The sequence below is a fragment of the Aeromonas sp. QDB39 genome, from assembly GCF_027707585.1.
In the GTDB taxonomy this organism is placed as follows: domain Bacteria; phylum Pseudomonadota; class Gammaproteobacteria; order Enterobacterales; family Aeromonadaceae; genus Aeromonas; species Aeromonas hydrophila.
This window is the reverse complement of record NZ_JAPCIV010000041.1, coordinates 1-24,296: the sequence shown is the minus strand read 5'-3', so window position 1 is coordinate 24,296 and position 24,296 is coordinate 1. Positions and strand designations below refer to the sequence as shown.

Genomic DNA, 24,296 nt, shown 5'->3' with positions numbered 1-24,296 from the left:
AGCCGGCCGTCGCCGGTTCAACCCCATATGGCTTGGGCATATCACGCCCCCTAAGGATGACCAAAAGAGAATGAACGAGACCCTGGTAGCACAAGATTACCGTCAGCTGGTTGAACAGTTCGGCTCCCCCCTGCTGCTGCTCGACAAGGCAGCCGTCCGCAAACAGTATCGGGCCCTGGCGGCCGCCCTGCCCGATGTACGATTGCACTATGCACTCAAGCCCCTGCCCCACGAGGCAGTGGTCTCTGTCTTGAAGGAAGAGGGGGCCTGTTTCGACCTGGCCACCAATGGCGAAGTGGATCTGGTGCGCAGTCAGGGTGTCCGCCCGGGACGCTGCATTCATACCCATCCCATCAAGCGCGACAGCGATATCCGCTATGCGCTGGAGTACGGCTGCACCGTGTTTGTCTATGACAACCCGCTGGAGCTGGAGAAGTTCATTCCCTACAAGGACGAAGTGAAACTGCTGCTGCGAGTCAGCTTCCCCAACCCCGAGACCAAGGTCGACCTTTCCAAGAAGTTCGGCTGCACCCCGGAGCAGGCGCTGCCGCTGCTGCAGCTGGCCCACGCCAAGGGGATCAAGGTGATGGGGCTGTCGTTCCACGTCGGCTCCCAGGTGCCCCACGCCCGTCGCCACGTGCAGGCCATCGATGCCTGCCGCGAGATCATGGAGCAGGCCTGGGAACTCGGTCTCAAGCCCTGGGTACTGGATATCGGCGGTGGCTTCCCGGTGGATTATGAGGGCGGCGAGTTCGACATCGACGGCTTCTGCGCGCCGATCCGCGAGGCGCTGGCCAAGCTGCCGGCCACGGTACAGAAGATTGCCGAGCCGGGCCGTTTCATCAGCGCGCCGGCCATGACCTCGGTTTCCAGCGTGATGGGCAAGGCCCATCGCGGCGACAAGATCTGGTACTACCTGGATGACGGCCTCTACGGCAGCTACAACGGCCAGCTCTACGATCACGTCACCTACCCGGTGAGCACTCCGCTGGCTCGCGGCGAGCTGCACAACTCGGTGCTCTCCGGCCCCACCTGCGACAGCGTGGACGTGATCCGTGACGGCATCATGCTGCCGGATCTGGCCATCGGCGAGCTGGTGGTGGGCCGGGTGATGGGGGCCTACACCTGGGCCTCGGCCTCCACCTTCAACTTCTTCCCCAAGGCGAGCATCCTGATTCTGGACAGCAGCCAGAAGGGACAGAAGCTGGTGGCAGTCGCCTGACAACAGGCCGAATGCAAAGAGGGGAAGCCATGGCTTCCCCTCTTTCGTTTCATCCAGCTCAAACGGCTAGATGAACTGGCTGGCCAGCAACCAGCCGGTGTAGCCGACGAAGCAGGCGAGCAGCAGGCCCCCCTCCAGCCGGTTGATCCGCCCCTGCCCCTTGCGGCCCAGGCACATCACCAGCAGCAACAGAGTCAGCCCCATCATCACGCTCCAATCGCGAGAGAGCACTTCCGGTGCCACGTCGAGCGGGTGGATCCCCGCCGCGATCCCCACCACCGCCAGGGTGTTGAACAGGTTGGAGCCGAGCACGTTGCCAAGGGCCAGATCGTGCTCGTTCTTGCGAATGGCGATAAGCGAAGAGGCGAGCTCCGGCAGCGAGGTGCCGACGGCGACGATGGTGAGGCCAATCACCAGATCGCTGATGCCGAGCGCCTGGGCGATGGTCACCGCCCCCCATACCAGCAGGCGGGAGGCCGCAATCAGCAGCACCAGCCCCACGATGAGCCAGCCGATGGCCGCCTTGAGAGACATCCCCTCGCTGTCGATGCTCTCCTCGGTTTCCGCATCCAGCGCATCCCCCTTGCCGCGCATGCCGGCCCGGATCGACCAGCCCATCAGGCCGACGAACACCACGCCGAGGATGACGGCGTCCGTACGGTCCAGATGACCATCCAGCAGCAGGGCGCCGGAGAGCAGGGTGATGCCGAGCAGGATGGGGATCTCCTTGCGCACCACCTGAGAGGCCACCGCGATGGGGCTGATCAGGGCGGTCAACCCCAGGATCAGGGCGATATTGGTGATGTTGGAGCCATAGGCGTTGCCGAGCGCAAGGCCGGGGTTGCCCTGGGAGGCCGCCAGCGCGGAGACCACCATCTCGGGGGCCGAGGTGCCAAAGCCGATGATCACCATGCCGATCAGCAGCGGCGGCATGCCGGCATAACGGGCGGTGGCGGCGGCGCCATCGACAAACTTGTCCGCACTCCAGACCAGCAGCGCCAGTCCGGCAATCAGGGCAACAAAAGCCAGGGTCATAACATCTCCATTCCATCGCCAGCAAACGCAAGAGCCAGGCGATGGCCCGGCTCTTTGCAGAAGTGGGCCCAGTGTAGCGGGCCGACTTTCCATTTCAAGGAAAAATCAAACGACGATTGATATTTTACAGCGCCGCCAGCAGGCTCTGGGCATCCGACACCTCGAACTTGCCGGGGGCCTCCACGAACAGCTGCTCGACCACGCCATCGTTGGCGATGAGGGCAAAACGCTGGGCACGCACGCCACCAAAGGCCCCGGTCTCCTTGGCCAGACCCAGTGCCCGGGTCCAGCTGCCGTCGCCGTCGGCCAGCATGGTGATGGCCTCGGCGTTCTGGGCATCCTGCCACGCCTTCATCACGAAGGCGTCGTTGACCGACAGACAGCAGATGGCATCGACCCCCTTATCCTTGAACTTGTCCGCCAGCACCACATAGCCGGGCAGGTGGGCGTTGGAACAGGTGGGGGTAAAGGCACCGGGCACCGCAAACAGCACCACCCGCTTGCCGACAAACAGGCTTTGGCTATCCCGCTGCTGCTTGCCCTCGGCGGTGATGAAGGTGAATTCGCCCGCGGGCAGGGCTTGGCCAATCGCTATCATGATCTCTCGTCCTCAACTGGATGGCAGGGGCTCCAGTCTACCCCACTCCCGTCATGTGACACAGACCCCGATCCCGTCCGCCTTTTGGACTAACCTTGAGCAGGATCAGCCGACCAAGGAGGCCTCATGCAGCACTATTACGATGGACTGGAAATTCGCCCCTCCGCCTTGCGAGAGCAGCAACAACTGGATCAACTCAATCACCTGCTTACCCATGTCGGCCAGTATTGCGCCGGTTATTCCAGTGCCTACCGCCAGCGTCGCCTGCAGGATCTGGGCGAGCTGACCAGCCTGCCCCTGCTCAACGCCAGCGAACTGTTCGCCGCCCAGCAGGCTCACCCGCCCTTTGCCGGCCTCACCGGCCGCCCCGCCAGCCAGGCGCTGCGGGTCTTCGCCTGTCCGGGCCAGCTGGCCATTCCCGAGTACGCCGGCGCCGACTGGTGGGGGGCGGCACGCGCCCTGTTCGCTGCCGGTTTCAAGGCCGGGGAGGTATTGCTCAACGGCCACGACTACCACATCAGCCCCACCGCCTTCATCTTCGACAACGGCGCCCGCCAGCTGGGTGCACCCGTGGTGCCCTGTGGCCCCCACGATACCGGGCGCCAGCTGGAGGCGCTGCAGCGCTATGAGCCGACCGGGTTCGTCGGGCCGCTGGCGGTGCTGCTGGATCTGCTGGAGGCGGCAGAGCGAGCCGACGTACCGAGCGACAGCCTGCGCTGCGCCCTGCTGTGCGAATCCTCCCACCCCGATACCCGGCCGTTGCAGGCGGTGCACGGTATCCGGGCGCTCAACTGCCTGCTGCTGCAGGATGCGGGGGTAATCGCCTATGAGAGCCAGCCTGGCCAAGGCTTCATCGTCAACGAAAGCTGCCTCATCGAGATCATCGATCTGGCCAGCGGCGAGCCGGTCATCGGCGATGGCGTCGGCCAGCTGGTGGTGACCCGGCTCGATCTGGAATACCCGCTGCTGCGTCTGGTCACCGAGTGGCAGGGCCATTGGCTCGCCGGTGCCAGTCCGTGCGGGCGCACCAACCGCCGACTCAGGCTGATCTAACCCCCCCGCCACGAAACAAAACGGGCAGCCAGTGGCTGCCCGTTTTGCATGCAGGGTACGCGTCAGCGCCGCGCCTGCCAGGTGGCGATGGCGAGCAGGGAGTCGGGGGTAAATTCGGCGGCCCGCGCGGCGATCTCCGCCTGGCTCATCCAGCACACCTCGCTCACCTCTTCGGCCTGCAGTTGCAACGGCCCCTGATAGCGGCAACTGAAGAGACCGCCCCACACCCGATACCCCTCCCCTTCGGCATAGAAGTCACCGAATGCCTGCAGCGGCACATCGCGGATCCCCAGCTCCTCGGCCAGCTCGCGGCGGGCGGAGGGCTCCATCAGCTCGCCCGTGGTGACCACGCCACCGGCGCAGGCATCCAGCATGCCGGGGCAGAAGTCCTTGCTGAGGGTGCGGCGCTGCACCAGGATGCGGTCAGCCTCGTCGAGCACCAGGATATAGCTGGCGCGGTGGCAGAGGTTCTCCCGCCGTACCTTGGCACGCTCGGCAACCCCGACCACCTGATTGTTTCCATCCACCACATCCACCCATTCCACACGCAGACCCTTCTTGTTCATGGCGTTAAACTGCCCGCAGTATATCGGGGCAACGGCTTGTCATGGCAGCCTTTTTTCACTCCCGCCCCAGATGGATGACCAATGCGGGCAGAAGAAAAACCGGATTCATACAAACCTCCACAAACTGTCACATCCGTGTCACCTGGCAACGCCATAGTGTGCCCTGTCCACGCAACAGGTGTTTTGTGATGAAGGTGTTCAAGAACTTGTCTCCCCGCCAGATTGCCCACTACATCAAGAGCTTCCATCACGGTAGCTTCATGGTGGAGGCCCACGGGCGGTTCGAGTTCAGCGGCGGCGAGATCAATCTGGAGAGCCTGACCTGCCGTCAGACCCTGAGTCTGGCCCGGCAGATCAATCTGGAGGTTCGCGGCCTGCGTCACACCACCCTGCTGTTGGGGTAACTTCCATAGTCCTTTCTGTTTTGTAGTCTGCGTCCATGCACGTCTTTGCCCGCCGGCTACTCGCCGCGCGGGCCGTTTTCGATGTCGGTGATCACCCCGTTGCGCACGGTGACGAAGCGCATGAACTCGTTCTTGCCGAAGTTGTAGGTCCAGCGCTCCCCATACTTCACCTGCATCAGGTTGCCGAACTGATTCTCCTCGTTGCGGGTCAGCTCCTCGCGCAGCATGGGTTCGCCGCACTTGAGCAGCATCTCGGCGGTACTGTCTCCTTCGGTGATCAGCGCATTCTTGCAGCGCATGGCGCCGGCACTGGCCGGCAGACTCAACAGCAGGGCCAGCAGGGCCCCGCCAACCAGCGGTAGTGACTTCATCGGTGACTCCATTTGAACAGGGCGCTGCCCAGGGTAATGCAGCAGAGCGTAAACAGCAGGACCCAGCCCAGTGGCGCCGCCACCTCGGCCCAGCCTGCCCCTTCCAGCATGACGGCGCGGGCCGCCGCGATGATCTGGCTGAGCGGCAGCCAGGCCGCCAACTGCTGCAGCCAGGCGGGGGCCCCTTCCAGCGAGAACCAGACGCCGGAGAGAAACATCATCGGCATGCTGATGACGTTGAGCAGCCCGCTCGCCAGCTCCTCGTTCTGGATGCGGGCCGCCACCAGCAGACCGAGGGACGCCATGGACGCCCCGCCCAGCAGGGCGATCAACAGCAGCAGCCAGCCCGAGCCCAGCAGCGGTACCCCGAGCAAGAAGTAAGCCACCAGAAATACCAGCAGGCTCACCACCAGGGTGATCAGGATGCGCGACAGCAGCTGGGCGCAGAGAAACTCGGCGGCCGAGAGTGGGGTGGCCCGCAGCCGCTTGAGCACCCCGTTCTTGCGGTAGCGGACGATGACGAAGCCCACCCCGAACAGGCCGGAGAACATCAGGTTCATGCCGATCACCCCGGGCAGCAGCCAGTCACCGTAGCGAATGGCGCGCCCGCTCAGGGTCTCTCGCGTGAGCTGCGCCGGCACGGCCTGGCGCAGCAGGTACTCGGCCATGGCTCCCTGGGGGGCGTCCGGGTTGATCCAGTAACGGCCCGTGCCGGGCGAGAGCAGCAGATCCAGCTGATGGTGGCGCACCTTGAGCCGGCCCTTCTCCTCCTCGTCATAGGGGATGAGCTTGAGCAGCGGCACGGCGCGCAGCGGGGCATAGGCTGCGGGCAGCTCCCCCACCACGCCCATCTGCACCAGCGGCTTGGGTGGGCCGGAGAAGATGAGGGTGAACCCCAGCACCAGCAGCAGCGGAAAGGCCAGGTTCCAGACAAGCGCCGCCCGATCCCGCACAAACTCTAGGTTGCGGGCATAGAAGAGTGCCCCGATGCGCTTGAGGGATCCGGTCATCTGGTGCTCCTTGGGCTGGCAGGCTGGGGCGACATGCAGGCAGATACCGCTGCGGGGTACCACGGGGCCGCCTTCATGCGCCGCTCCGCAGGCTATGGCCGGTCAGGTGGAGGAAGAGATCCTCCAGATTGGGGGATCGCACCTGCATGCCGGTCAGCGGCACGCCCAGGCTCAGCAGCCGTGGCAGCAAGTCCGCCACGTCAGGACAGCTCAGCTCCACCTGCTCGCCCAGCGGGCGCAGGGAATAGCCGAGACTGGCGAGGGCCGGGTGAGCCGCAAGGCGCACCAGCACACCGTCAAAATGCTGGGCCAGCAGGGCGACCGGGGTATCCAGGCTGAGCAGATGGCCGTGATCGACGATGGCAATCTGATCGCACAGCTGCTGGGCCTCGTCCATGTAATGGGTCGTAAGCACCACCGTCTTGCCCTGCGCCTTGATCGCCTCGATGCGCTGCCAGAAGTGGTGACGGGCCTGGGGATCGAGACCCGTGGTGGGCTCGTCCAGAAACAGCAGCTCGGGGTCGCCAAGCAGCGCCAGCGCCAGCAGCAGCCGTTGCCGCTGACCGCCGGAGAGCTTGCGGCTGTCCCGATCGATAAATTCTCCCAGCGCACACAGCTCGATGAGCTGGGCCTGGGGCAAGGGGGCCGGGTAGAGGCTGGCGAACAGCCTCAGGGTATCGCGCACCGTCAGGAAATCCTGCAGCGCCGTGTGCTGAAACTGGATGCCGATGCGAGAGCGGTAATCGGGGCCGCGCGGGGCACCGTGGAACAGGATCTGGCCGCTGTCCGGGGTGAGGATCCCCTCCAGCAGTTCGATGGTGGTGGTCTTGCCCGCCCCGTTCGGGCCGAGCAGGCCGAAACAGCTGCCAGCGGGAATGGCAAAGCTGAGCCCGTCCACCGCCTTGACGCCGGGGAAGTGCTTCACGAGATCGACGACTTCAATGATGGCAGCCATGGGCGCTCTCCCAGCAGGAGCCATGACTATATCCAAAAGCGCAGGCGCTGCCCATGCCCCGCCGCGCGCGGCGCAAAAAAACAGACGGCGACCCGAGGGTCGCCGTCTGTATCAATCAAGCCAGCCGGATCACAGGATGTCCAGCAGCTCCACTTCGAATACCAGGGCGGAGTACGGCGGGATGGAACCTGCACCGCGTGCGCCGTAGGCCAGATCCTGCGGAATGTAGAGCTTCCACTTGGAGCCAACCGGCATCAGTTGCAGCGCTTCTACCCAGCCGGCGATCACGCCAGTGACCGGGAATTCAGCCGGCTGGCCGCGGGCGACGGAGCTGTCGAACACGCCACCGTGGGTGAAAGTACCGTGGTAGTGCACGCGGACGGACTGACCGGCTACCGGTACGGCACCGTTGCCTTCCACCAGCACTTCGTACTGCAGACCTGACTCGGTGGTCTTCACTTCGGCGCGCTTGGCGTTGTCGGCCAGGAAGGCTTCGCCTTCGGCGGCGGCAGCCTTGGCGACGGCTTCCTGCTCTTCCTGCATGCGGGCGGTGATGACCTGGAAGGCATCGTTGATATCGTCACGGCTGACCGCGAACTCCAGACCATTCAGGGCATCTGCCAGACCTTGCTGCAGGGCCGGGATATCCAGACCGGCGAAGGCTTGCTGCGCCAGTTGATCACCCATGTTGCGGCCGATGCCATAGCTGGCCTTCTGTTCGATAGAGTCGTATTGGGACATTGAGAAGTTGCTCCGGGTCCTGAGGGTAAAAGAGACGGGATAATATCAGACTTTTGCGCCAGGTGCTGCCGGCCCGTCCCCGGTTTTGCCACTAGGTGGGAGGTGTCTCACATCAGCCCCCTCATCCCCACCCCTTCTCCCACAAGGGGAGAAGGGAGGGAAAACAGAGCACCATCACCCCAGCTCACATTCAAGCCGTATCAGGCCCTGTCCAGCAGAGCCCGCATCGCTGCAACTTTGGCGCCGTCGGTAATATTGACCCGGCCGTCGTCCGAGGTGCCCATGTTGACGCCCCATGACGAGACACCATGTCGCCGCGCGGCCCGTATCAGGCCCTGTCCAGCAGAGCCCGTACCGCTGCAACTTTGGCGCCGTCGGTGATATTGACCCGGCCATCGTCCGAGGTGCCCATGTTGACGCCATGGGGCACCATGCCGCCGCGCCAGCCCATGCCGGACATGTGCACCTCGTTCACCCCGGTGAACTCCACTATGGTGCGCACGTTGTCGGCATTGACCCCGGCGCCCGGCATCAGGCTGGCCCGCCCCGCCAGCGCCTGCTGCATCGCCTGCAGGGTCTCCAGCCCCGCCAGCGCGGTCGGCGCGTGGCCAGAGCTCAGAATGCGCTCGCAGCCGGCGGCGACTATGGTCTCCAAGTCGAGGCGCCAGTCGGAGGAGAGGTCGATGGCGCGGTGGAAGGTAACGCCAAGAGGCCCTGCCGCCTCCACCAGCTGGGTGAGCTTGGCGGCAGGCACCCGTCCCTGCTCGTCCAGCAGACCGACCACTACCCCCTGCAGACCGGCGGCGCGGGCCGCCGCGATATCCTGCAGCATCATCTCGAACTCCCCGTCGCCAAAGCAGAAGTCACCGGCCCGGGGCCGGATCATGGCGTAGACGGGAACGGTGGCATGGCGCGCCGCCAGCTGCATGAAGCCATAGGAGGGAGTCAGGCCGCCCAGCCCCAGCGCAGAGCAGAGCTCGATGCGATTCGCGCCAGCCTCCTGGGCGGTAAACAGGGATTCCAGATTGTCGATACAGATTTCAAGAGAGGTCATGATGGACTCCTTTATTGGGGAGATCAGACCCCGGATCTGATCTCATAAATTGAGCAAGGCGGCCCCGCGCACCCCGCCGGCGCCACCGAAGCGGGCCTCGCGGATCTCGGGCAGGGCGACCCCGGGTAGCAGATGGCCAGGCAGGCGCAGCGGCAGCTGTTCGTAGAGCGCGGGCAGACCGCTCAGGCCGCCCCCCAGTACCACCACGTCGGGGTCGACCACCGAGATGGCGGTGGCCAGCCCGGCGGCCATGATTTCGAGCCAGCAGTCGACCGTGGCCACCGCATGGGGTTCGTGCGCCTCGAAGCGCCCCACTATCTGATGGCCGCTGGCACGCTGACCGTGGAAGTGATGGTAGAGCCGCTCCAGCCCGGTGCCGGAGGCATAGGTTTCAAAACAGACCAGACGACCGCAGCCGCAACGGGGGCGAGGCAGGTCGGGGTACTTCATCAGCATGGTGGCCGGCAGCGGGTAGTGGCCTATCTCCCCCGCCAGCCAGTTGCGGCCCTGGATCAGCTTGCCCGCCAGATAGACGGCGCCACCGATGCCGGTGCCGATGGTGACGCCGAGGGCACTGTCGGCCCCCGCCGCCGCTCCCTGATGTACCTCGGACCAGAGGAAGCAGTTGGCATCGTTGTCCACCTTGACCGGGCGCTCCAGCAATTCGGCCAGATCGGCGCCCAGATGGCGACCATTGATGGAGGGCAGATTGGCCGCCACTATGCTGTGGTCGTGCCGGTTGAGAATGCCGGGAAAGCCGATGCCCACCGCACCACGGGCGCCGAAACGGGCATCAGCCTGTTCGACCCGCGCGCGGATCAGCTGCTGCAACCCTTCGTAATCATTGCCGGGAGTGCTCATGCGCTCCTCGTGACAGAGATTCAAGGCGCCGTCATACACAGCGAACGCTATCTTGGTGCCACCAATATCAAAGCCGTAATACATGCCACACTCCCTTGTCGATGAGTCGCCTCACCTCAGCCTGTCCAGAGGGGGACATTGTATTAATTCGCAAAAAAAATAAAGTGACCGGAGGCGAAAAACGGGAGAGAGATCAAAGCAAACGAAACATTTGTCGCTGCAGGCAGGGCTGGCCGAGGCTCATCAGGGTGCGCTCCTGACCATCAAACATGAAGCCGCGGCGCAGGTAGAACCCCTCGCCGATGTGGTTGCCATCGAGCAGCCACAATCTGACGCCTTCACAGCCGGCGCGCCGCATCTGCATCGCCACCGCCTGCCACAGCCGCTTGCCGTGGCCCTGGCGCCAGTGGTCGGGATGCAGGTAGAAGGCGCGGATCCAGGCGGTGGGGTACTCCCCCGTCGTCTCCGGCTGCCAGTAGAGCAGGCCGATGACCACTTCGTCCTGACACAGCAGCATGGGCCTGGGGCCTGTCTCCGCCAGCCGGCGCTGCCAGATCTGCAGATGCTCGGTCACCGCCAGCTGGGCCAGCATGTCGGCACCGAGCACGCCGCCGTATGCGGCGAGCCAGCTGGCCCGCTGCATCACCGTCATGGCGGCGGCGTCATCGGGCCGCGCCATGCGCAGGCTTATGCCTTGCATTGGGGTACCAGCCCGGAGGCGCGGGCCTGCTCGTAGAGCGGCACGGCTTCAGCCTGCTGGGCCTGCAGCTCGGCGATCCGGTTCTCGTTGCTGGGGTGGGTGGAGAGCAGCTGGGGCGGCGCATTGCCACCCGCGGCCGCACTCATGTTCTGCCACAGCGGAATCGCTTCGGCCGGATTGAAACCGGCGCGGGCCATCAGATCCAGACCCAGCCGGTCCGCCTCGCTCTCCTGCTCGCGGCCATAGGGCAGCATGACGCCGACCTCCACCCCGAGTCCCAGCGCCGCCATGGTGGCACCGCGATATTCGCTGCTGCCCATGGCGATATCGGCCGCCGCCAGCCCAAGGCCGGTCAGCTGGCTGCGGGAGAGCCGTTCGTTGGAGTGTTGGGCCAGCACGTGGGTCAGCTCGTGGCCGATGACGGTGGCGAGCTGATCCTGGTTCTTGGCCACCTTGAGCAGGCCGCTGTAGACCCCGATCTTGCCGCCGGGCAGGGCGAAGGCGTTGACCTGCTTGGAGTCAAACACCACCACCTCCCAGCTGGTGATGCCGTACTGGCTCGGCACCTGGGCGGTCACCGCCTTGGCGACGCAGGAGACATAGGCGTTCATCTTCGCATCCGTGCTCACCTTCTCCTGCTGCTTCATCTCTTCGAAGGAGTCGGCCCCCAGCTTGCTCATCTGCTGGGGCGAGAACAGCAGCATCTGGCTGCGGCCGGTGGGAGACTGGGCACAGCTGGCGAGCAGGGTGGAACAGAGTGCCGCCAGGCCAAGCTTGAACAGGGGAGATGTCATGGAGGTGTCCTTCACCATAAAGATGCCCTATTTTCGGAAATGCGGGCGTCCGGTGCAAGTCGACAAATCACCCGGTCTGGCGAAAGCGGTCACATACCGCAATCGGACTACGACCAAAAAACAAAACGGGCCCCGCAGGGCCCGTCTGGCAAAGGAAACCGGCTTACATGATGCCCAGTTTCTTCAGGTCGGCTTCGACCACCTTGGCCGGTACCGGTACGTAGCCATCTTTGGCAACGATGTTCTGGCCCGCCTTGGAGAGCACCATCTTCAGGAACTCTTGCTCCATCGGAGAGAGCGGCTTGTTCGGGTGCTTGTTCACGTAAACGTACAGGAAGCGCGACAGCGGGTACTTGCCGGTGATGGCGTTGTCGGCGCTGGCCTCGATGAAGGTCTTGCCATCCTTGGAGAGCGGTACGGCGCGCACACCAGAGGTGACGTAACCGATGCCGGAGTAGCCGATACCGTTCAGGGAGGAGGAGACGGACTGCACCACGGAAGCAGAACCCGGCTGCTCGTTCACGCCGCTCTTGAAGTCACCGTTGCACAGGGCGTGTTCCTTGAAGTAACCGTAGGTACCGGACACCGAGTTGCGACCGAACAGTTGCAGATCCTTGGAGGACCAGTTGCCGTCCAGACCCAGATCAGCCCACTTGGTGGCCGCCTTGGCTTCGCCGCACTTGAGGGTGCTGGAGAAGATGGCATCCAGTTGCGGCATGGTCAGCCCCTTGATGGGGTTGTCCTTGTTGACGAACACCGCCAGGGCATCGACCGCGACGCGGATGGCGGTCGGCTTGTAACCGTAGCGCTTCTCGAATGCCTCTTCCTCGCCGGATTTCATGGCGCGGCTCATGGGGCCGAACTGGGCAACGCCTTCGGTCAGTGCGGTCGGCGCGGTGGAGGAACCGGCGGCCTGGATCTGCACGTTGACGTTGGGGTACATGCGCTTAAATTCTTCGGCCCACAGGGTCATCATGTTGGCCAGGGTATCCGAGCCGACAGAGGACAGGTTGCCCGAGATGCCGCTGGTCGGAGTGTAATCCGGCAGGTTTTTATCCACACCGGCAGCCAGGGTGCTGACGGAAAACAGGGTAGCTGCGGTGAATCCGATTACACCAGCCAGTTTGTTGAGTTTCATCCAATCTCTCCAAGGTTGCAGAACGCAGTCCATCAAAACACGGGTTAACTTGGCTCACCGTCGGCCACGCCGGACGATGCGCTGAGTGTCATTTCCTGCCCTCTTCCCCCAGTCCTGTGGTGGCAGAAGGCAAGCGTCAATCTGAGGCCGAAAGTGGTCACATCCCGAGCACTGCGATCGGCCGGTCGCGTTTCGTACTCTCCCTGCGCCAAACCGGCGACAGGTCCGTTCTCAAGACGGCGCCAGTATCTGACCTGGCAGTGACAAATTTATGGATTTAATGTGACACTTTAATGACATGGCGGGCTTGTTTAACAAATGAAAAAAGGGCCGCCATCACCGCCCTCTTTTGATGCCAACCCCTTGCCGGAAAAGACTATTTCACCACCACCATACGGCCGGGGATGAGAAAGCTGAAGCGGCTGCCGAGGCCAACCCGGCTCTCGATGTCGAGCTGGCAGTCGTGGTGACTCAGGGCATGCTTGACGATGGCAAGCCCGAGCCCCGAGCCGCCGGTATGGCGGGAGCGGGCCTTGTCGACCCGATAGAAGCGCTCGGTGAGCCGCGCCAGGTGCTCGGGCGGGATCCCCTCCCCCTCGTCCTGCACCGCAAACAGTGCCATCGCCCCCTGCTTGCGCCACTCCACCGTGATCTTGCGCCCCGCCGGGGTGTAGTGGATGGCGTTGTAGACCAGGTTGGAGACGGCGCTGCGCAGCTGATCCTGATCGCCACGCACCAACAGATTGGGCTGCACCATGAACTCGATCTGGTGGGCCCGCTCGCCGGAGAGCGCCCGCGCCTCCTGCTCCAGCAGTCCCAGCATGGCGGGCATGTCCACCAGGTGGGAGAGATCCACGGTCGGCGCCGCCTCGATGCGCGACAGGGTGAGCAGCTGATTGACCAGGTTGTCCATACGGATAGTCTGCTCCATCATCACCTTGTGCGCCTTGGCCCACATGGCGGGCGGCGGCGGCTCCTCGGTCATCTCCAGATAGCCCTTGAGCACAGTCAGCGGCGTGCGCAGCTCATGGGAGACGTTGGAGACGAAGTGCTTGCGGGTCTTCTCCAGGCTGCGCAGCCGGGTCACGTCCCGCACCACCAGCATGGCCTGATCCTCGGCGTAGGGCATGATGCGAAACTCGAGAAACTTCTCCTCGTTGATGGGCGAGGTCATCTCGAACGGTTCGTCATACTGCCCCTTGCCGAGGTAGGCGCTGAAGGCGGGATTGCGAATGAGGTTGCCGATATGCTGACCGGCATCTTCCGGCCAGCGAAAACCAAGCAGCTGCTCGGCCAGCCGGTTGCACCAGAGGATGCTGCCGTCGGTGCGAAACACCACGGCCGCATCGGGCAGAGCTTCCGCCCCTTCCCGAAAGCGGCGGATGAGGCCCGCCAGCTCGCGGCGGCGGGCCCGATGGCGCTGCTGCAACTTGTAGATGCCGTTGAAGATGTACTCCCAGCTGCCGCTGCCGTTGGGGGGCACCAGGCTGCGATCGTGCCACAGCCAGTCTGACAGCCGCTTCTGGAAGCGATAGTGCCAGCCCAGGTGCAGCACGGTGGCCGCCAGCAGGCAGAGGGCGAGGGTATTCGTCAACCAGCCGACCAAGGCGAAGGGCGCATAGAAGAACGCCATTCGCCACAACTGGCGCCGCCAGGCATAAGGTTGCAACATAACTTCCTCTACAGACGGGTTGAGAAGCGATAGCCTGCGCCGCGCACCGTCTGGATCAAGCGATCGTGCCCCGTCTCTTCAATGGCCTTGCGCAGGCGACGGATGTGCACATCCACGGTTCTGTCCTCGACGTACACATTGGTACCCCAGACATTGTTGAGCAGCTGCTCGCGGCTGTAGACCCGCTCCGGGTGGGTCATGAAGAAGTGCAGCAGCTTGAATTCGGTCGGCCCCATGTCGAGCGCCTTCTCCTCGGCGCTGACCCGGTGGGAGACGGGGTCCAGCTTGAGCCCCTGCACCTCGATCACCTCGTCCACCGAGGTGGGGGAGACGCGACGCATCACCGCATGCAGACGGGCAGTGAGCTCCTTGGGCGAGAACGGCTTGGTGATGTAATCATCGGCCCCCGCCTCCAGCCCGCGCACCTTGTCCTCTTCCTCGCCGCGGGCAGTCAGCATCACCACCGGGATCTGGCGGGTCACCTCATCCTGCTTGAGCTGCTTGATGAACTGGATGCCGCTGCCGCCCGGCATCATCCAGTCCAGCACGATGAGTTCGGGGTAGGGTTCGCGCACCTTCGCCAATCCGTCGGCAAAATCTTCAGCTTCTACTGTTTCATATCCCTTCTGCTCGAGCACGAAGCAGAGCATTTCGCGGATCGGTGCTTCGTCCTCGACCACCAGAATTCGCTTAGCCATATCCCTTCTCTCTCCTCTGTGAAGATGGGTGCGCCAATTATTAGAACTTTCTGTGACACTTTTATGACTTTATGACAGGCGGGATGATAAACGTTTTCAGATTCAGTTGGCAGCAGCGAGTTGCAGCAGATCCCAGCGGTTGCCACTGATGTCCTCGAACACCACCACGGTGCCGTAAGCCTCGCTACGCGGCTGTTCACAAAAGTGGACACCGTACGCCTGCATGCGCTGGTAATCGCCCCAGAAGTCGTCGGTTTCGAGGAACAGGAAGACCCGACCGCCCCCCTGCTGGCCGATGGCGGCCCGCTGCTCCGGGGTGGCGGCCCGCGCCAGCAACAGGGCGGAACCCGGGGCCCCCTTGGGGGCAACCCGCACCCAGCGCTTGCCCGGTTTGCCCGGCTCGTCGAGGGGCGTGTCTTCCAGCAGCTCGAACCCCAGTCCCTGGGTAAAGAAGGCGATGGCCTGGTCGTAATCGGCCACCAGCAGGGCCAGGGCGCCAATGTGTTGTGCCATGGGAAGTTCCTCAACAGATGAATGGACGGGGCGCATCATAACGGGGGATGGCCCCGGGCTCCAGCACCGGGGCAGATGAGAGGACAAAGGGTAGAAGGGGGGAGCATCCCGCCTAAAGCAACCGGGTCAGCCCTGCCCGAGCCAGTCGCGCAGCACGCTATCCCGGTCCCCGTCCAGCGCCGGCGAGGCGCGCCCGTAGCGCACCGGGGTGGCCGACAGATGCAGCGGATTGGCCAGGGTGGGCAAGGGCTGCTCACCGCGCTGCACCTGCTGCACCCAGCCACGCACCGCCCCCTGCTCGAGGGCGAACAGGGCATCCAGGGTGAGGATGGGGCCGCCCGGCACCCCAGCCGCCTCCAGCATGGCACTCCACTCGGCGCTGCTGCGCACCAGCAGCCGCTCGGCAATCAGGGCATTGAGCCGATGGCGCTGACGCACCCGGGCGCTGTTGCTGGCAAAATCCGGGTCCGTCGCCCAGCCGGGTTCCCCCAGCAGGGCCGCCAGCGCGGCAAACTGGCCGTCGTTGCCCACCGCGAGGATCAGATGACCATCCCGGGTGGGATAGACGTCGTAGGGGACGATATTGGGGTGGCCGTTGCCAAGGCGCCCGGGCGCCTGACCGGTGGCGAGATAGTTCATCGCCTGGTTGGCCAGCACCGCCACCGACACGTCGAGCAGGGCCAGATCGATCTGCTGCCCCTCTCCGGTCTGCTCCCGGTGGCGCAGGGCCGCCTGGATGCCGATGGTGGCGTAGAGGCCGGTGAGGATGTCGACAAGCGCCACCCCCACCTTGACCGGCCCGCCACCGGGGGCTTCGTCCGGCTGGCCGGTGATGCTCATCAAGCCGCCCAGCCCCTGGATCAGCAGATCGTAACCGGGTCGCTGGGCCCAGGGACCGTCCTGGCCGAAACCGGTGATGGAGCAGTAGATGAGCGCCGGGCGGCGGGCCTTGAGGCTCGGGTAATCCAGGCCGTAGCGCGCCAGCCCCCCCACCTTGAAGTTCTCGATCACCACGTCGGCCCGATCCACCAGGGCCAGCAGGGTTTCGCGATCGCGGGCCAGATCGAGGGCGATGGAGCGCTTGCCCCGGTTGGCGGCATGAAAGTAGGCCGCCTCCCCCGCCACCAGCTCGGGCGGGCCCCAGTGGCGGGTGTCGTCACCGCGCCCGGGGGCCTCCACCTTGACCACGTCGGCGCCGAGATCGGCAAGCAGCTGGCTGGCCCAGGGGCCGGCCAGCACGCGGCTGAGATCCAGCACGCGCACGCCGGCAAGGGGCCCCATCACTCAAACGCCTGCAGGTCGGTCTGAGCCCGCCCCAGGATCAGGGCGTGGATGTCGTGGGTCCCCTCGTAGGTGTTGACCGCCTCCAGGTTCATCACGTGACGAATGACGTGAAACTCGTCGCTGATGCCGTTGCCGCCGTGCATGTCGCGGGCGACCCGGGCTATCTCCAGCGCCTTGCCGCAGCTGTTGCGCTTGATGAGCGACACCAGCTCCACCGGGCAGCGCCCCTCGTCCATCAGGCGCCCGGCCTGCAGGCAGCCCTGCAGGCCGAGGGCAATCTCGGTCTGCATGTTGGCCAGCTTGAGCTGAAACAGCTGGGTGGCCGCCAGCGGGCGGCCGAACTGCTGGCGATCCAGGCCGTACTGGCGGGCGGCGTGCCAGCAGAACTCGGCGGCGCCGAGCGCCCCCCAGGCGATGCCGTAGCGCGCCTTGTTGAGGCAGCCGAACGGCCCCTTGAGGCCGCTCACCCCCGCCAGCCGGTTCGCTTCCGGCACGAAGACCCGCTCCATCACTATCTCGCCGGTGACGGAGGCGCGCAGGGAGAACTTGCCCTCGATCTTGGGGGCGGAGAGCCCGGCCATCCCCTTCTCCAGCACGAAGCCGGTGATCTCGCCATCCAGCTTGGCCCATACCACGAACAGATCGGCGATGGGGGAGTTGGTGATCCACATCTTGTTGCCGGTCAGCAAATAGCCGCCGTCGACCCGCTCGGCGCGGCTCTTCATGGAGCCAGGGTCCGAGCCCGCGTCCGGCTCGGTGAGGCCGAAGCAGCCCACCAGTTCGCCCCGGGCCAGCCCCGGCAGCCAGCGCTGGCGCTGCGCCTCGTCGCCATAGGCGTGGATCGGGTGCATCACCAGGGACGACTGCACGCTCATGGCCGAGCGATAGCCACTGTCGACCCGCTCCACCTCCCGGGCGATGAGGCCGTAGGCCACGTGATTGACCCCGGCGCAGCCGTACTGCTCCGGCAGGGTGGCGCCGAGCAGCCCCAGCTCCCCCAGCTCGTTCATGATGATGCGGTCAAACTGCTCGCGGCGGTTGGCCTCCAGCACACGGGGCATCAGCCGCGCCTGACAGTAATCGCGGGTGGCGTCGCGGATGAGCCGCTCCTCTTCGCCGAGCTGGCTGTCGAGAAAGAAGGGGTCTTGCCAATCAAATCGGGTACGCGTCATAAAGCACTCCATGCCATGCAAAAGAATCATCAAAGGGTCTCTTGTGGGCCCATCTTAACCACGAAAAAGCTCGGGTAACAAACACCTCAGCCTGCCTCCCGCAGCGCCCGATAGAGGGTGGTACGGCTGATGCCGAGGCGGCGCGCCGCCTCGCTCACGTTGCCATCGCACTCCGTCAGGGTCTGCTGCACCCGTTGCCGGTTCTGCTGGCGCAATGTGCTGCCCGCCACCGCCGTGGTAGCGGCCGGCGCCACGGCCACGATCGGCAGATGCAGGTGGGCAGGCTCAATCCAGCCCTGCCCTTCCGCCAACACGCAGGCCACTTCCAGTGCCTGCTTGAGCTGGCGCACGTTGCCGGGCAGCGGGTGGGCCAGCAGTTGGCGCTCGGCCTCATCGGTCAGGTGCAGGGCAGGATCCATCTCGGCCAGCAGCCGCCGAACCAGCGCCTGCCGCTCGCGGGTCGGCCAGTCGCGCAGCGGCGCCAGCTGCTGGCGCCAGCCGCAGATGCGGTAGTAGAGATCCTCACGAAAGGTGCCGGACGCCACCATGGCCGCCAGATCCCGATGGCTGGCGCTGACCAGCCAGAAATCCACCGCCTCAGGTCTGTGGCTGCCGACCGGGGTGACGGCGCGCTCCTGCAGCACTCTGAGCAACCGGGTCTGGGCCTGCAGCGGCAGCTCGCCGATCTCGTCCAGCATCAGGATGCCGCCGTGGGCGGCGCGCAGATACCCCTGGCTGCCCTGGCTGCGAGCACCGCTGAAGGCCCCTCCGATGTAACCGAACAGCTCGGCCTCTACCAGCTCCGCCGGCAGGGCGCCGCAGTTGACGCACACCAGCGGTTGCGCCCGCCGGCTCGACTGCCCGTGCAGTTCGCGCACCAGATGTTCCTTGCCGCTGCCGGTCTCCCCCTCGATGAGCAGCGAGATGCCGCGCTCCAGCATCTTGAGCGGCACCTGCTGGCCGTGCGAGCCGCCGGCATCGGCCGGCAAGCCGGGCTGGGTCGCCACGGGATGAGCTTCCGGTACCAGCCGCAAGCCGCGCCGATCCCGCAGCAGTTGCTTGCCGTCGAAGGGGTGCTGGCCGAGCCAGAGCCGACCGGCCCGGTTGGCCCCGAGCAGCTCGCCCTCCTCCCCCAGCAGCAGGCGGGCGGACCAGAGACTCTGGGGCTCGAGATCCACCAGCCAGCCCGGCTGGCGCGCCAGCAGCGCGTTTTCCAGGGTCATGGCCAACAGCCGCACCGTGCCCAGCATGTCGCCATCGTGATGGGCCGCATCGGTGGAGATGTCGAGCACCCCGAGCAGTTGCCCGTCTGGCCCGAGCAACGGGCAGGCGCTGCAGCTGAGAAAGCTGTGCTGGGCGAAGAAGTGCTGATTGCCGAGCACCTGTACCTCGCTCTGCTCGGCCAGCGCAGTGCCGATGGCGTTGGTGCCCTTGCTCGCCTCCCCCCAGCGGGCACCGCTGCGCAAAAAAATGCGCTCGGCGTGGCGGGCGAAGCCGTCGTCACCGCTGGCGGCCAGGATGGCGCCCTCGCCGTCGCACAGCAGCAACCGACAGGGGCGCCCTGCCAGCAACTGGCCAAACAGCGGCAACACAAAGCGCTGGAAGCTGGCGATCAGCACCCTGTGCTGCTCCTGGCGGGCCGACAGCTCCCCCTGGGGCAGCAAGTCCAGCTCGGCGCTCTGCCGGCGGCTCAACCCCTGATGCAGGCAGCGCTGCCAGGAACGCTCGATCGGGCTGGCACTGGATTGAGATAATTCGCTCATCACGCCTCCTGTTCACAAACGGCACGACTGTCACGGTCACTGTCCAGAATCGGCACAGTTTCCTCACCTTCGCCCTGGTCATTGGTTAACCAAGATACGCTGCCGCACCCCGTTTGATAACGTTTTTGTAACTTTTCCTGTGCTGGTCAGACCCTCTGGCACGTCCCTTGCGATACACAGCAGCAACCGGGTTGCCCGCCAGCCCGGTCAGGACCACACACATAAAGGATGATGAGATGATTTATACCGCTCCCGGTCAGGCAGGTGCCCTGGTCAGCTTCAAGTCCCGTTACGACAACTTCATCGGTGGCGAGTGGGTGGCGCCGCGCGCCGGCCGCTACTTTGAAAACATCTCGCCGGTGGACGGCAAGGTGTTCTGCGAAGTGGCCCGCTCCGACGCCGCCGACATCGAGCTGGCGCTGGACGCCGCCCACAAGGCGTTCGCCAGCTGGAGCAAGACCAGCGTCACCGAGCGCAGCAACCTGCTGCTGCGCATCGCCGATCGCATCGAACAGAACATCGAGGTGCTCGCCATCGCCGAGACCTGGGAGAACGGCAAGGCGGTGCGCGAGACCCTGGCCGCCGACTTGCCGCTGGTGGTGGATCACTTCCGCTACTTCGCCGGCTGCATCCGCGCCCAGGAGGGCTCGGCCGCTGAGCTGGACCAGAACACCGTCAGCTACCACTTCAAGGAGCCCATCGGGGTGGTCGGCCAGATCATTCCGTGGAACTTCCCGCTGCTGATGGCGGCCTGGAAGCTGGCCCCGGTGCTGGCGGCCGGCTGCTGCAGCGTGCTCAAGCCCGCCGAGCAGACCCCGGTCACCATCATGCTGATGATGGATCTCATCAAGGACATCCTGCCTGCCGGGGTGGTCAACGTGGTCAACGGCTTCGGCGCCGAGGCGGGCCAGGCGCTCGCCACCAGCGACCGGATCCAGAAGCTCGCCTTCACCGGCTCCACCGAGGTGGGCGCCCATATACTGCGCTGCGCCGCCGACAAGCTGATCCCCTCCACCGTGGAGCTGGGCGGCAAGTCCCCCAACATCTACTTCGCCGACGTGATGCAGCACGAGAGCAGCTACATCGACAAGGCGGTGGAAGGGATGCTGATGACCTTCTTCAACCAGGGCGAGGTGTGCACCTGCCCCTCCCGCGCCCTGGTGCAGGCCAGCATCTATGACGACTTCATGGACAAGGTGCTGGCCCGCGCCCGCACCATCGTCCAGGGCAACCCCCTCGACACCGCCACCCAGGTCGGTGCCCAGGCGTCGCGCGAGCAATTCGACAAGATCTTGAGCTACATGGAGATAGGTCGCGGCGAAGGGGCCAAGATGCTGATCGGCGGTGGCCCGGCCAGGGTGAGCGGGCTGGAGGGGGGCTTCTACATCCAGCCCACCATCTTCTCGGGTCAGAACAAGATGCGGGTGTTCCAGGAGGAGATCTTCGGGCCGGCGCTCGGGGTCACCACCTTCAAGGACGAGGCGGAGGCGCTGGCGATTGCCAACGACACCCAGTACGGGCTGGGGGCGGGCCTGTGGACCCGCGACAGCAACCTGGCCTGGCGCATGGGACGCGGCATCCAGGCCGGCCGGGTCTGGGTCAACTGCTACCACGCCTACCCGGCGCACGCGGCCTTTGGCGGCTACAAGAAGTCAGGGATCGGCCGTGAGACCCACAAGATGATGCTGGACCACTACCAGAACACCAAGAACCTGCTGGTGAGCCACGACATCAACCCGCTCGGCTTCTTCTAAGCCCCTCCCATGATCAACAAGGGCGCCTGCAGGCGCCCTTTTCATTGCTTAGAGTGGTCGCAGCAAGAGCGCCGCCTGCCCGGCGCCGATGCCCAGCTGCTGGCGATAGCGCTGGGGCGAGCAGCCCAGCTCCCGGTTGAACATGGCGATGAAGGCCGAGGTGGAGCCGTAACCGAGCCGCCAGCCAATCTCCTGCACTGGCAGCTCTCCCTTGAGCCAGGCCAGCGCCTTGAGCAGCTTGAGGCGGGCCCGCCACTGGCCGAAGTTCATCCCCAATTCCCGCACACAGCGCCTGGCCAGGGTGCGCTCGGTGGTGTGCAGCTGCTCGGCCCACTGGGCCAGGGTGCGCGGGTCGGCAGGGTCGCTGTAGAGCGCCGCCAGCATGGGGGCCAGCAGCTTGTCCTGGCTCATGGGCAGGTAGCTGTCCTGGCAGCGGGTGCGGGTCAGCTTCTCCACCAGCAGCTCGGCCTGACGCACGTCCCACTCATCCGCCATGTGGCCCAGCTTGCGATCGCAAAAATCGGCCAGGATGGCGCGGATCAACGGGGTCATCTGCAGCAGCCTGGGCTCGGCCGGCAGCCGCGCCGCCAGGGCGTGATTGACGTAGATGGAGGTGTAGTCGAGGGCCTGCTGGTTGTAGGAGGCGTGTTCCAGATCCGCCGGCACCCAGATGAGGTAATCGGCCGGCGCCACCAGCCGGTGATCGTCCAGCACTATCTCCATCACCCCCAGACTGATGAGGCTGAGCTGGCCCCAGGGATGGCTGTGGGGTGCACATGCGCTCTCGGCCTGGATCTGCTGGTAGCGCAGATAGAGCGGATTGGGCTCTGGCAGATGCAGGTCCGTCGGATGGTAGTGACGTATGGCCATGGCGAGCGGATTGTCCTTTGCGCGGGATGATTTGTCAGTTTTACGTTACTTGATATCAGAAAGACAAGGGTAGACTGGTCACCTCGATAATAAGGAGTCTTTGATGCGTATCTTCTACCCGCTGATGTTTCCGCTGCTCGCCGTGCTGATCTGGGCCACCAATACCGTGGTGTCCAAGGCCGCCGCCGATGTGCTGGATCCCGCGGCCATCTCCTTCTACCGCTGGGTGATCGCCGCACTGGCACTGACCCCCTTCTGCCTGCCGCAGCTGTGGCGCCGCCGTGGCGAGATCCGCCCCTGGCTCGGCAAACTGCTGGTGCTGGCGGCCCTTGGCATGGTGCTCTACCAGTGCCTCGCCTACTACGCCGCCCACACCACCTCGGCCACCAACATGGGGGTCATCGGCTCGCTCATCCCGCTGCTGACCCTGCTGCAGAGCGCGCTCTTCTTCGGTCAGCGGCCGGGCAAACAGGCGCTGCTCGGCATGAGTATCTCCCTGTTCGGGGTATTCTGGCTGCTGAGCCTGGGTCAGCCGCTGGCGCTGCTGCACGACGGCATCAATCAGGGCGACGGCCTGATGCTGCTCGGCTCCGCCAGCTACGCCCTCTATGGCCTGTTGATCCGCCGCTGGCAGCTGCCGTTCGGCCCCTGGCTCAATCTCTACCTGCAGATCCTGCTGGCGGTCTTGCTGCTGGTCCCGGTGGCCCTCTGCGCCGAGTCGCTGGCGGTGCCGGCCGAAGGCTGGGGCCTGGTGCTGTTTGCCGGCATCGCCTCCTCCCTCTTCGCCGCCTACTGCTGGATGCGCGGTCTCGCCTGCATGGGGGCGGAGCGCACCTCGGTGTTCATGAACCTGATGCCGCTGTGCACGGCGCTGATCGCCGTCATCAGCCTGGGGGAACCCATTCACGGCTATCACCTGCTGGGGGGTGGTCTCATCCTGGCAGGGGTCATGCTCTCCCAGTTCAAACCGAAGGCCCGCCCGGCCCTACTGGAAGAGGCCTGAGCGGCCGGCAGCACCGGATTTTGAACTCAAATGGCAACAAAAAGGGAGCGCAAGCTCCCTTAACTGTATCTTAAGGATACCGAAGTAGATTCAAGAACAATAAACGGACACTTAACCATCAGCAGGTGCTTTATGGGTACAAACACCGTCAACTTGCTCAACAAAGTGCCAGAGGTCACCTTGACATTCTGGTTGATCAAAATGATGTCGACGACTGTTGGGGAGACTGCTGCAGACTTCTTGATCTTTAACCTGCACCTGGGTTTAACGGTTACCTCCTTGCTGATGGGGGTCCTCCTCATCGTGACACTCTTGATACAAGTTCGAGCAACCGGCTATGCCCCCTGGAAATATTGGCTAGCTGTTGTGCTCGTGAGTATTTTCGGCACCTTGGTGACGGATAATCTGACCGACCAGGTTGGAGTACCATTGGCAATATCTACCAGTGTGTTTACGGTTGTGCTATTGGCCACCTTCCGGGTTTGGTATGCACAAGAAAAAACCTTGTCCATCCGTTCTATCGATACCCGCAAACGCGAACTATTTTACTGGGCAGCCATTCTCGTAACCTTCGCATTGGGTACAGCTGCAGGCGACTGGGTATCAGAGGGACTGAACATGGGGTATATGAATGCCACATTGCTTTTCGGATCGCTGATCGCAGTCATCGCAATCGCTCATTATTGGTTCAGAATGAATACCGTGTTAGCATTTTGGATCGTTTATGTACTGACTCGTCCACTTGGTGCTTCAATAGGTGACTGGCTATCACAATCTGAAAAGCATGGAGGCCTAGGATTTGGTGTCACTAGTACCAGTTTGGTTTTTTTTGCCTGCATCATCATGCTGGTCATTTATCAGTCACTGCCGCAGCGAATGCCTAAAGGTGGTTGAAAGATACGATGTGAATAAATTCATGCCAGAACTCAGTTCATCAATAATATATTTTAGGATGCCATCAGCACATCACTACCAGGGGCCTTTGGCCCTGACTCTTATACACAAATAGCGGTCTGAACGGAACTTTTCCCGTTTTCCAGGATCTGATCTTCCATGTGACTCCCA

Annotated in this window: 25 protein-coding genes and 1 pseudogene; 6 read left to right on the top strand and 20 right to left on the bottom strand. The window is 64.2% G+C overall.

Annotation, left to right across the window (positions count from 1 at the left end):
- Positions 1-70 precede the first annotated feature (70 nt).
- Positions 71-1,222, top strand: a complete 1,152-nt coding sequence (locus PG899_RS20015; RefSeq protein ID WP_011705184.1) for a type III PLP-dependent enzyme — start codon at positions 71-73, stop codon at positions 1,220-1,222.
- 66 nt (positions 1,223-1,288) lie between these two features.
- Here PG899_RS20015 and PG899_RS20010 read toward each other — a convergent pair whose 3' ends face one another.
- Both PG899_RS20010 and PG899_RS20005 read right to left on the bottom strand, forming a co-directional pair.
- Complete coding sequence (locus PG899_RS20010; protein ID WP_039216106.1) at positions 1,289-2,257, bottom strand: calcium/sodium antiporter; 969 nt, start codon at positions 2,255-2,257, stop codon at positions 1,289-1,291.
- A 124-nt stretch (positions 2,258-2,381) separates the two neighbouring features.
- Positions 2,382-2,855, bottom strand: coding sequence for a peroxiredoxin (locus PG899_RS20005; RefSeq protein ID WP_077096202.1), 474 nt, complete (start codon positions 2,853-2,855; stop codon positions 2,382-2,384).
- A gap of 126 nt (positions 2,856-2,981) precedes the next feature.
- Here PG899_RS20005 and PG899_RS20000 point away from each other — a divergent pair, with 126 nt between their 5' ends.
- A complete protein-coding gene (locus PG899_RS20000) occupies positions 2,982-3,908 on the top strand; it encodes a phenylacetate--CoA ligase family protein (RefSeq protein ID WP_029301530.1) in 927 nt (308 codons plus the stop codon).
- 62 nt (positions 3,909-3,970) lie between these two features.
- On the opposite strand, the gene yfcD is transcribed toward PG899_RS20000, so the two are convergent.
- Positions 3,971-4,474 carry an NUDIX hydrolase YfcD gene (yfcD, locus tag PG899_RS19995; RefSeq protein ID WP_016349932.1) on the bottom strand — a complete coding sequence of 168 codons (504 nt, stop codon included), beginning with the start codon at positions 4,472-4,474 and terminating at the stop codon, positions 3,971-3,973.
- Positions 4,475-4,662: 188 nt separating this feature from the next.
- On the opposite strand from yfcD, the gene PG899_RS19990 reads away from it, so the two are divergent.
- Entirely contained in the window at positions 4,663-4,878 is a 216-nt protein-coding gene (locus PG899_RS19990; RefSeq protein WP_143238988.1) for a DUF1107 domain-containing protein, read from the top strand.
- 56 nt (positions 4,879-4,934) lie between these two features.
- Here the strand turns inward: PG899_RS19990 and PG899_RS19985 are convergent, their stop codons facing one another.
- From PG899_RS19985 to PG899_RS19910, 16 genes and pseudogenes are all read right to left on the bottom strand, one after another.
- Positions 4,935-5,261, bottom strand: a complete 327-nt coding sequence (locus PG899_RS19985) for a DUF2845 domain-containing protein (protein ID WP_029303666.1) — start codon at positions 5,259-5,261, stop codon at positions 4,935-4,937.
- Positions 5,246-6,259, bottom strand: a complete 1,014-nt coding sequence (locus PG899_RS19980) for an ABC transporter permease (RefSeq protein WP_077096204.1) — start codon at positions 6,257-6,259, stop codon at positions 5,246-5,248. The genes PG899_RS19985 and PG899_RS19980 overlap by 16 nt, the downstream gene beginning before the upstream one ends.
- A gap of 73 nt (positions 6,260-6,332) precedes the next feature.
- On the bottom strand, positions 6,333-7,214 hold the full coding sequence (locus PG899_RS19975; protein WP_077096205.1) for an ABC transporter ATP-binding protein: 882 nt from the start codon (positions 7,212-7,214) through the stop codon (positions 6,333-6,335).
- Between the two features lie 129 nt (positions 7,215-7,343).
- Positions 7,344-7,955: an FKBP-type peptidyl-prolyl cis-trans isomerase gene (locus tag PG899_RS19970; protein WP_005298548.1), complete on the bottom strand. Its 612-nt coding sequence runs from the start codon at positions 7,953-7,955 to the stop codon at positions 7,344-7,346.
- A gap of 200 nt (positions 7,956-8,155) precedes the next feature.
- Positions 8,156-8,254: pseudogene (locus PG899_RS19965) on the bottom strand (copper homeostasis protein CutC); the annotation flags it as partial.
- A gap of 29 nt (positions 8,255-8,283) precedes the next feature.
- Complete coding sequence (locus tag PG899_RS19960) at positions 8,284-9,009, bottom strand: copper homeostasis protein CutC (RefSeq protein WP_016349927.1); 726 nt, start codon at positions 9,007-9,009, stop codon at positions 8,284-8,286.
- Between the two features lie 42 nt (positions 9,010-9,051).
- Positions 9,052-9,954 carry an ROK family protein gene (locus tag PG899_RS19955; RefSeq protein ID WP_017408554.1) on the bottom strand — a complete coding sequence of 301 codons (903 nt, stop codon included), beginning with the start codon at positions 9,952-9,954 and terminating at the stop codon, positions 9,052-9,054.
- A 109-nt stretch (positions 9,955-10,063) separates the two neighbouring features.
- On the bottom strand, positions 10,064-10,570 hold the full coding sequence (locus tag PG899_RS19950; RefSeq protein ID WP_011705172.1) for a GNAT family N-acetyltransferase: 507 nt from the start codon (positions 10,568-10,570) through the stop codon (positions 10,064-10,066).
- Positions 10,558-11,364: a M48 family metallopeptidase gene (locus PG899_RS19945; RefSeq protein ID WP_077096207.1), complete on the bottom strand. Its 807-nt coding sequence runs from the start codon at positions 11,362-11,364 to the stop codon at positions 10,558-10,560. Before PG899_RS19945 ends, PG899_RS19950 begins: the two co-directional genes overlap by 13 nt.
- Before the next feature lie 163 nt (positions 11,365-11,527).
- Positions 11,528-12,502 carry a PstS family phosphate ABC transporter substrate-binding protein gene (locus PG899_RS19940; protein ID WP_017408555.1) on the bottom strand — a complete coding sequence of 325 codons (975 nt, stop codon included), beginning with the start codon at positions 12,500-12,502 and terminating at the stop codon, positions 11,528-11,530.
- 376 nt (positions 12,503-12,878) lie between these two features.
- Positions 12,879-14,174, bottom strand: coding sequence for a phosphate regulon sensor histidine kinase PhoR (gene phoR / locus PG899_RS19935; protein ID WP_077096208.1), 1,296 nt, complete (start codon positions 14,172-14,174; stop codon positions 12,879-12,881).
- 8 nt (positions 14,175-14,182) lie between these two features.
- Entirely contained in the window at positions 14,183-14,872 is a 690-nt protein-coding gene (phoB, locus tag PG899_RS19930; protein ID WP_005298527.1) for a phosphate regulon transcriptional regulator PhoB, read from the bottom strand.
- Positions 14,873-14,974: 102 nt separating this feature from the next.
- On the bottom strand, positions 14,975-15,385 hold the full coding sequence (locus tag PG899_RS19925; protein WP_179101406.1) for a VOC family protein: 411 nt from the start codon (positions 15,383-15,385) through the stop codon (positions 14,975-14,977).
- A gap of 126 nt (positions 15,386-15,511) precedes the next feature.
- Entirely contained in the window at positions 15,512-16,666 is a 1,155-nt protein-coding gene (locus tag PG899_RS19920; protein ID WP_077096210.1) for a CaiB/BaiF CoA transferase family protein, read from the bottom strand.
- On the bottom strand, positions 16,666-17,841 hold the full coding sequence (locus PG899_RS19915) for an acyl-CoA dehydrogenase (protein ID WP_077096211.1): 1,176 nt from the start codon (positions 17,839-17,841) through the stop codon (positions 16,666-16,668). Before PG899_RS19915 ends, PG899_RS19920 begins: the two co-directional genes overlap by 1 nt.
- An 86-nt stretch (positions 17,842-17,927) precedes the next feature.
- Positions 17,928-19,604, bottom strand: a complete 1,677-nt coding sequence (locus PG899_RS19910) for a sigma-54-dependent Fis family transcriptional regulator (RefSeq protein WP_077096212.1) — start codon at positions 19,602-19,604, stop codon at positions 17,928-17,930.
- Positions 19,605-19,840: 236 nt separating this feature from the next.
- Between PG899_RS19910 and exaC the strand changes: the two genes are divergently transcribed.
- Entirely contained in the window at positions 19,841-21,358 is a 1,518-nt protein-coding gene (gene exaC / locus PG899_RS19905; protein ID WP_077096213.1) for an acetaldehyde dehydrogenase ExaC, read from the top strand.
- A gap of 48 nt (positions 21,359-21,406) precedes the next feature.
- On the opposite strand, the gene PG899_RS19900 is transcribed toward exaC, so the two are convergent.
- Positions 21,407-22,228, bottom strand: coding sequence for an AraC family transcriptional regulator (locus tag PG899_RS19900; RefSeq protein ID WP_077096214.1), 822 nt, complete (start codon positions 22,226-22,228; stop codon positions 21,407-21,409).
- A 103-nt stretch (positions 22,229-22,331) separates the two neighbouring features.
- On the opposite strand from PG899_RS19900, the gene PG899_RS19895 reads away from it, so the two are divergent.
- Entirely contained in the window at positions 22,332-23,231 is a 900-nt protein-coding gene (locus tag PG899_RS19895) for a DMT family transporter (RefSeq protein WP_017408562.1), read from the top strand.
- 132 nt (positions 23,232-23,363) lie between these two features.
- Entirely contained in the window at positions 23,364-24,125 is a 762-nt protein-coding gene (locus PG899_RS19890) for a COG4705 family protein (protein ID WP_077096215.1), read from the top strand.
- The last annotated feature ends 171 nt before the right edge of the window (positions 24,126-24,296 follow it).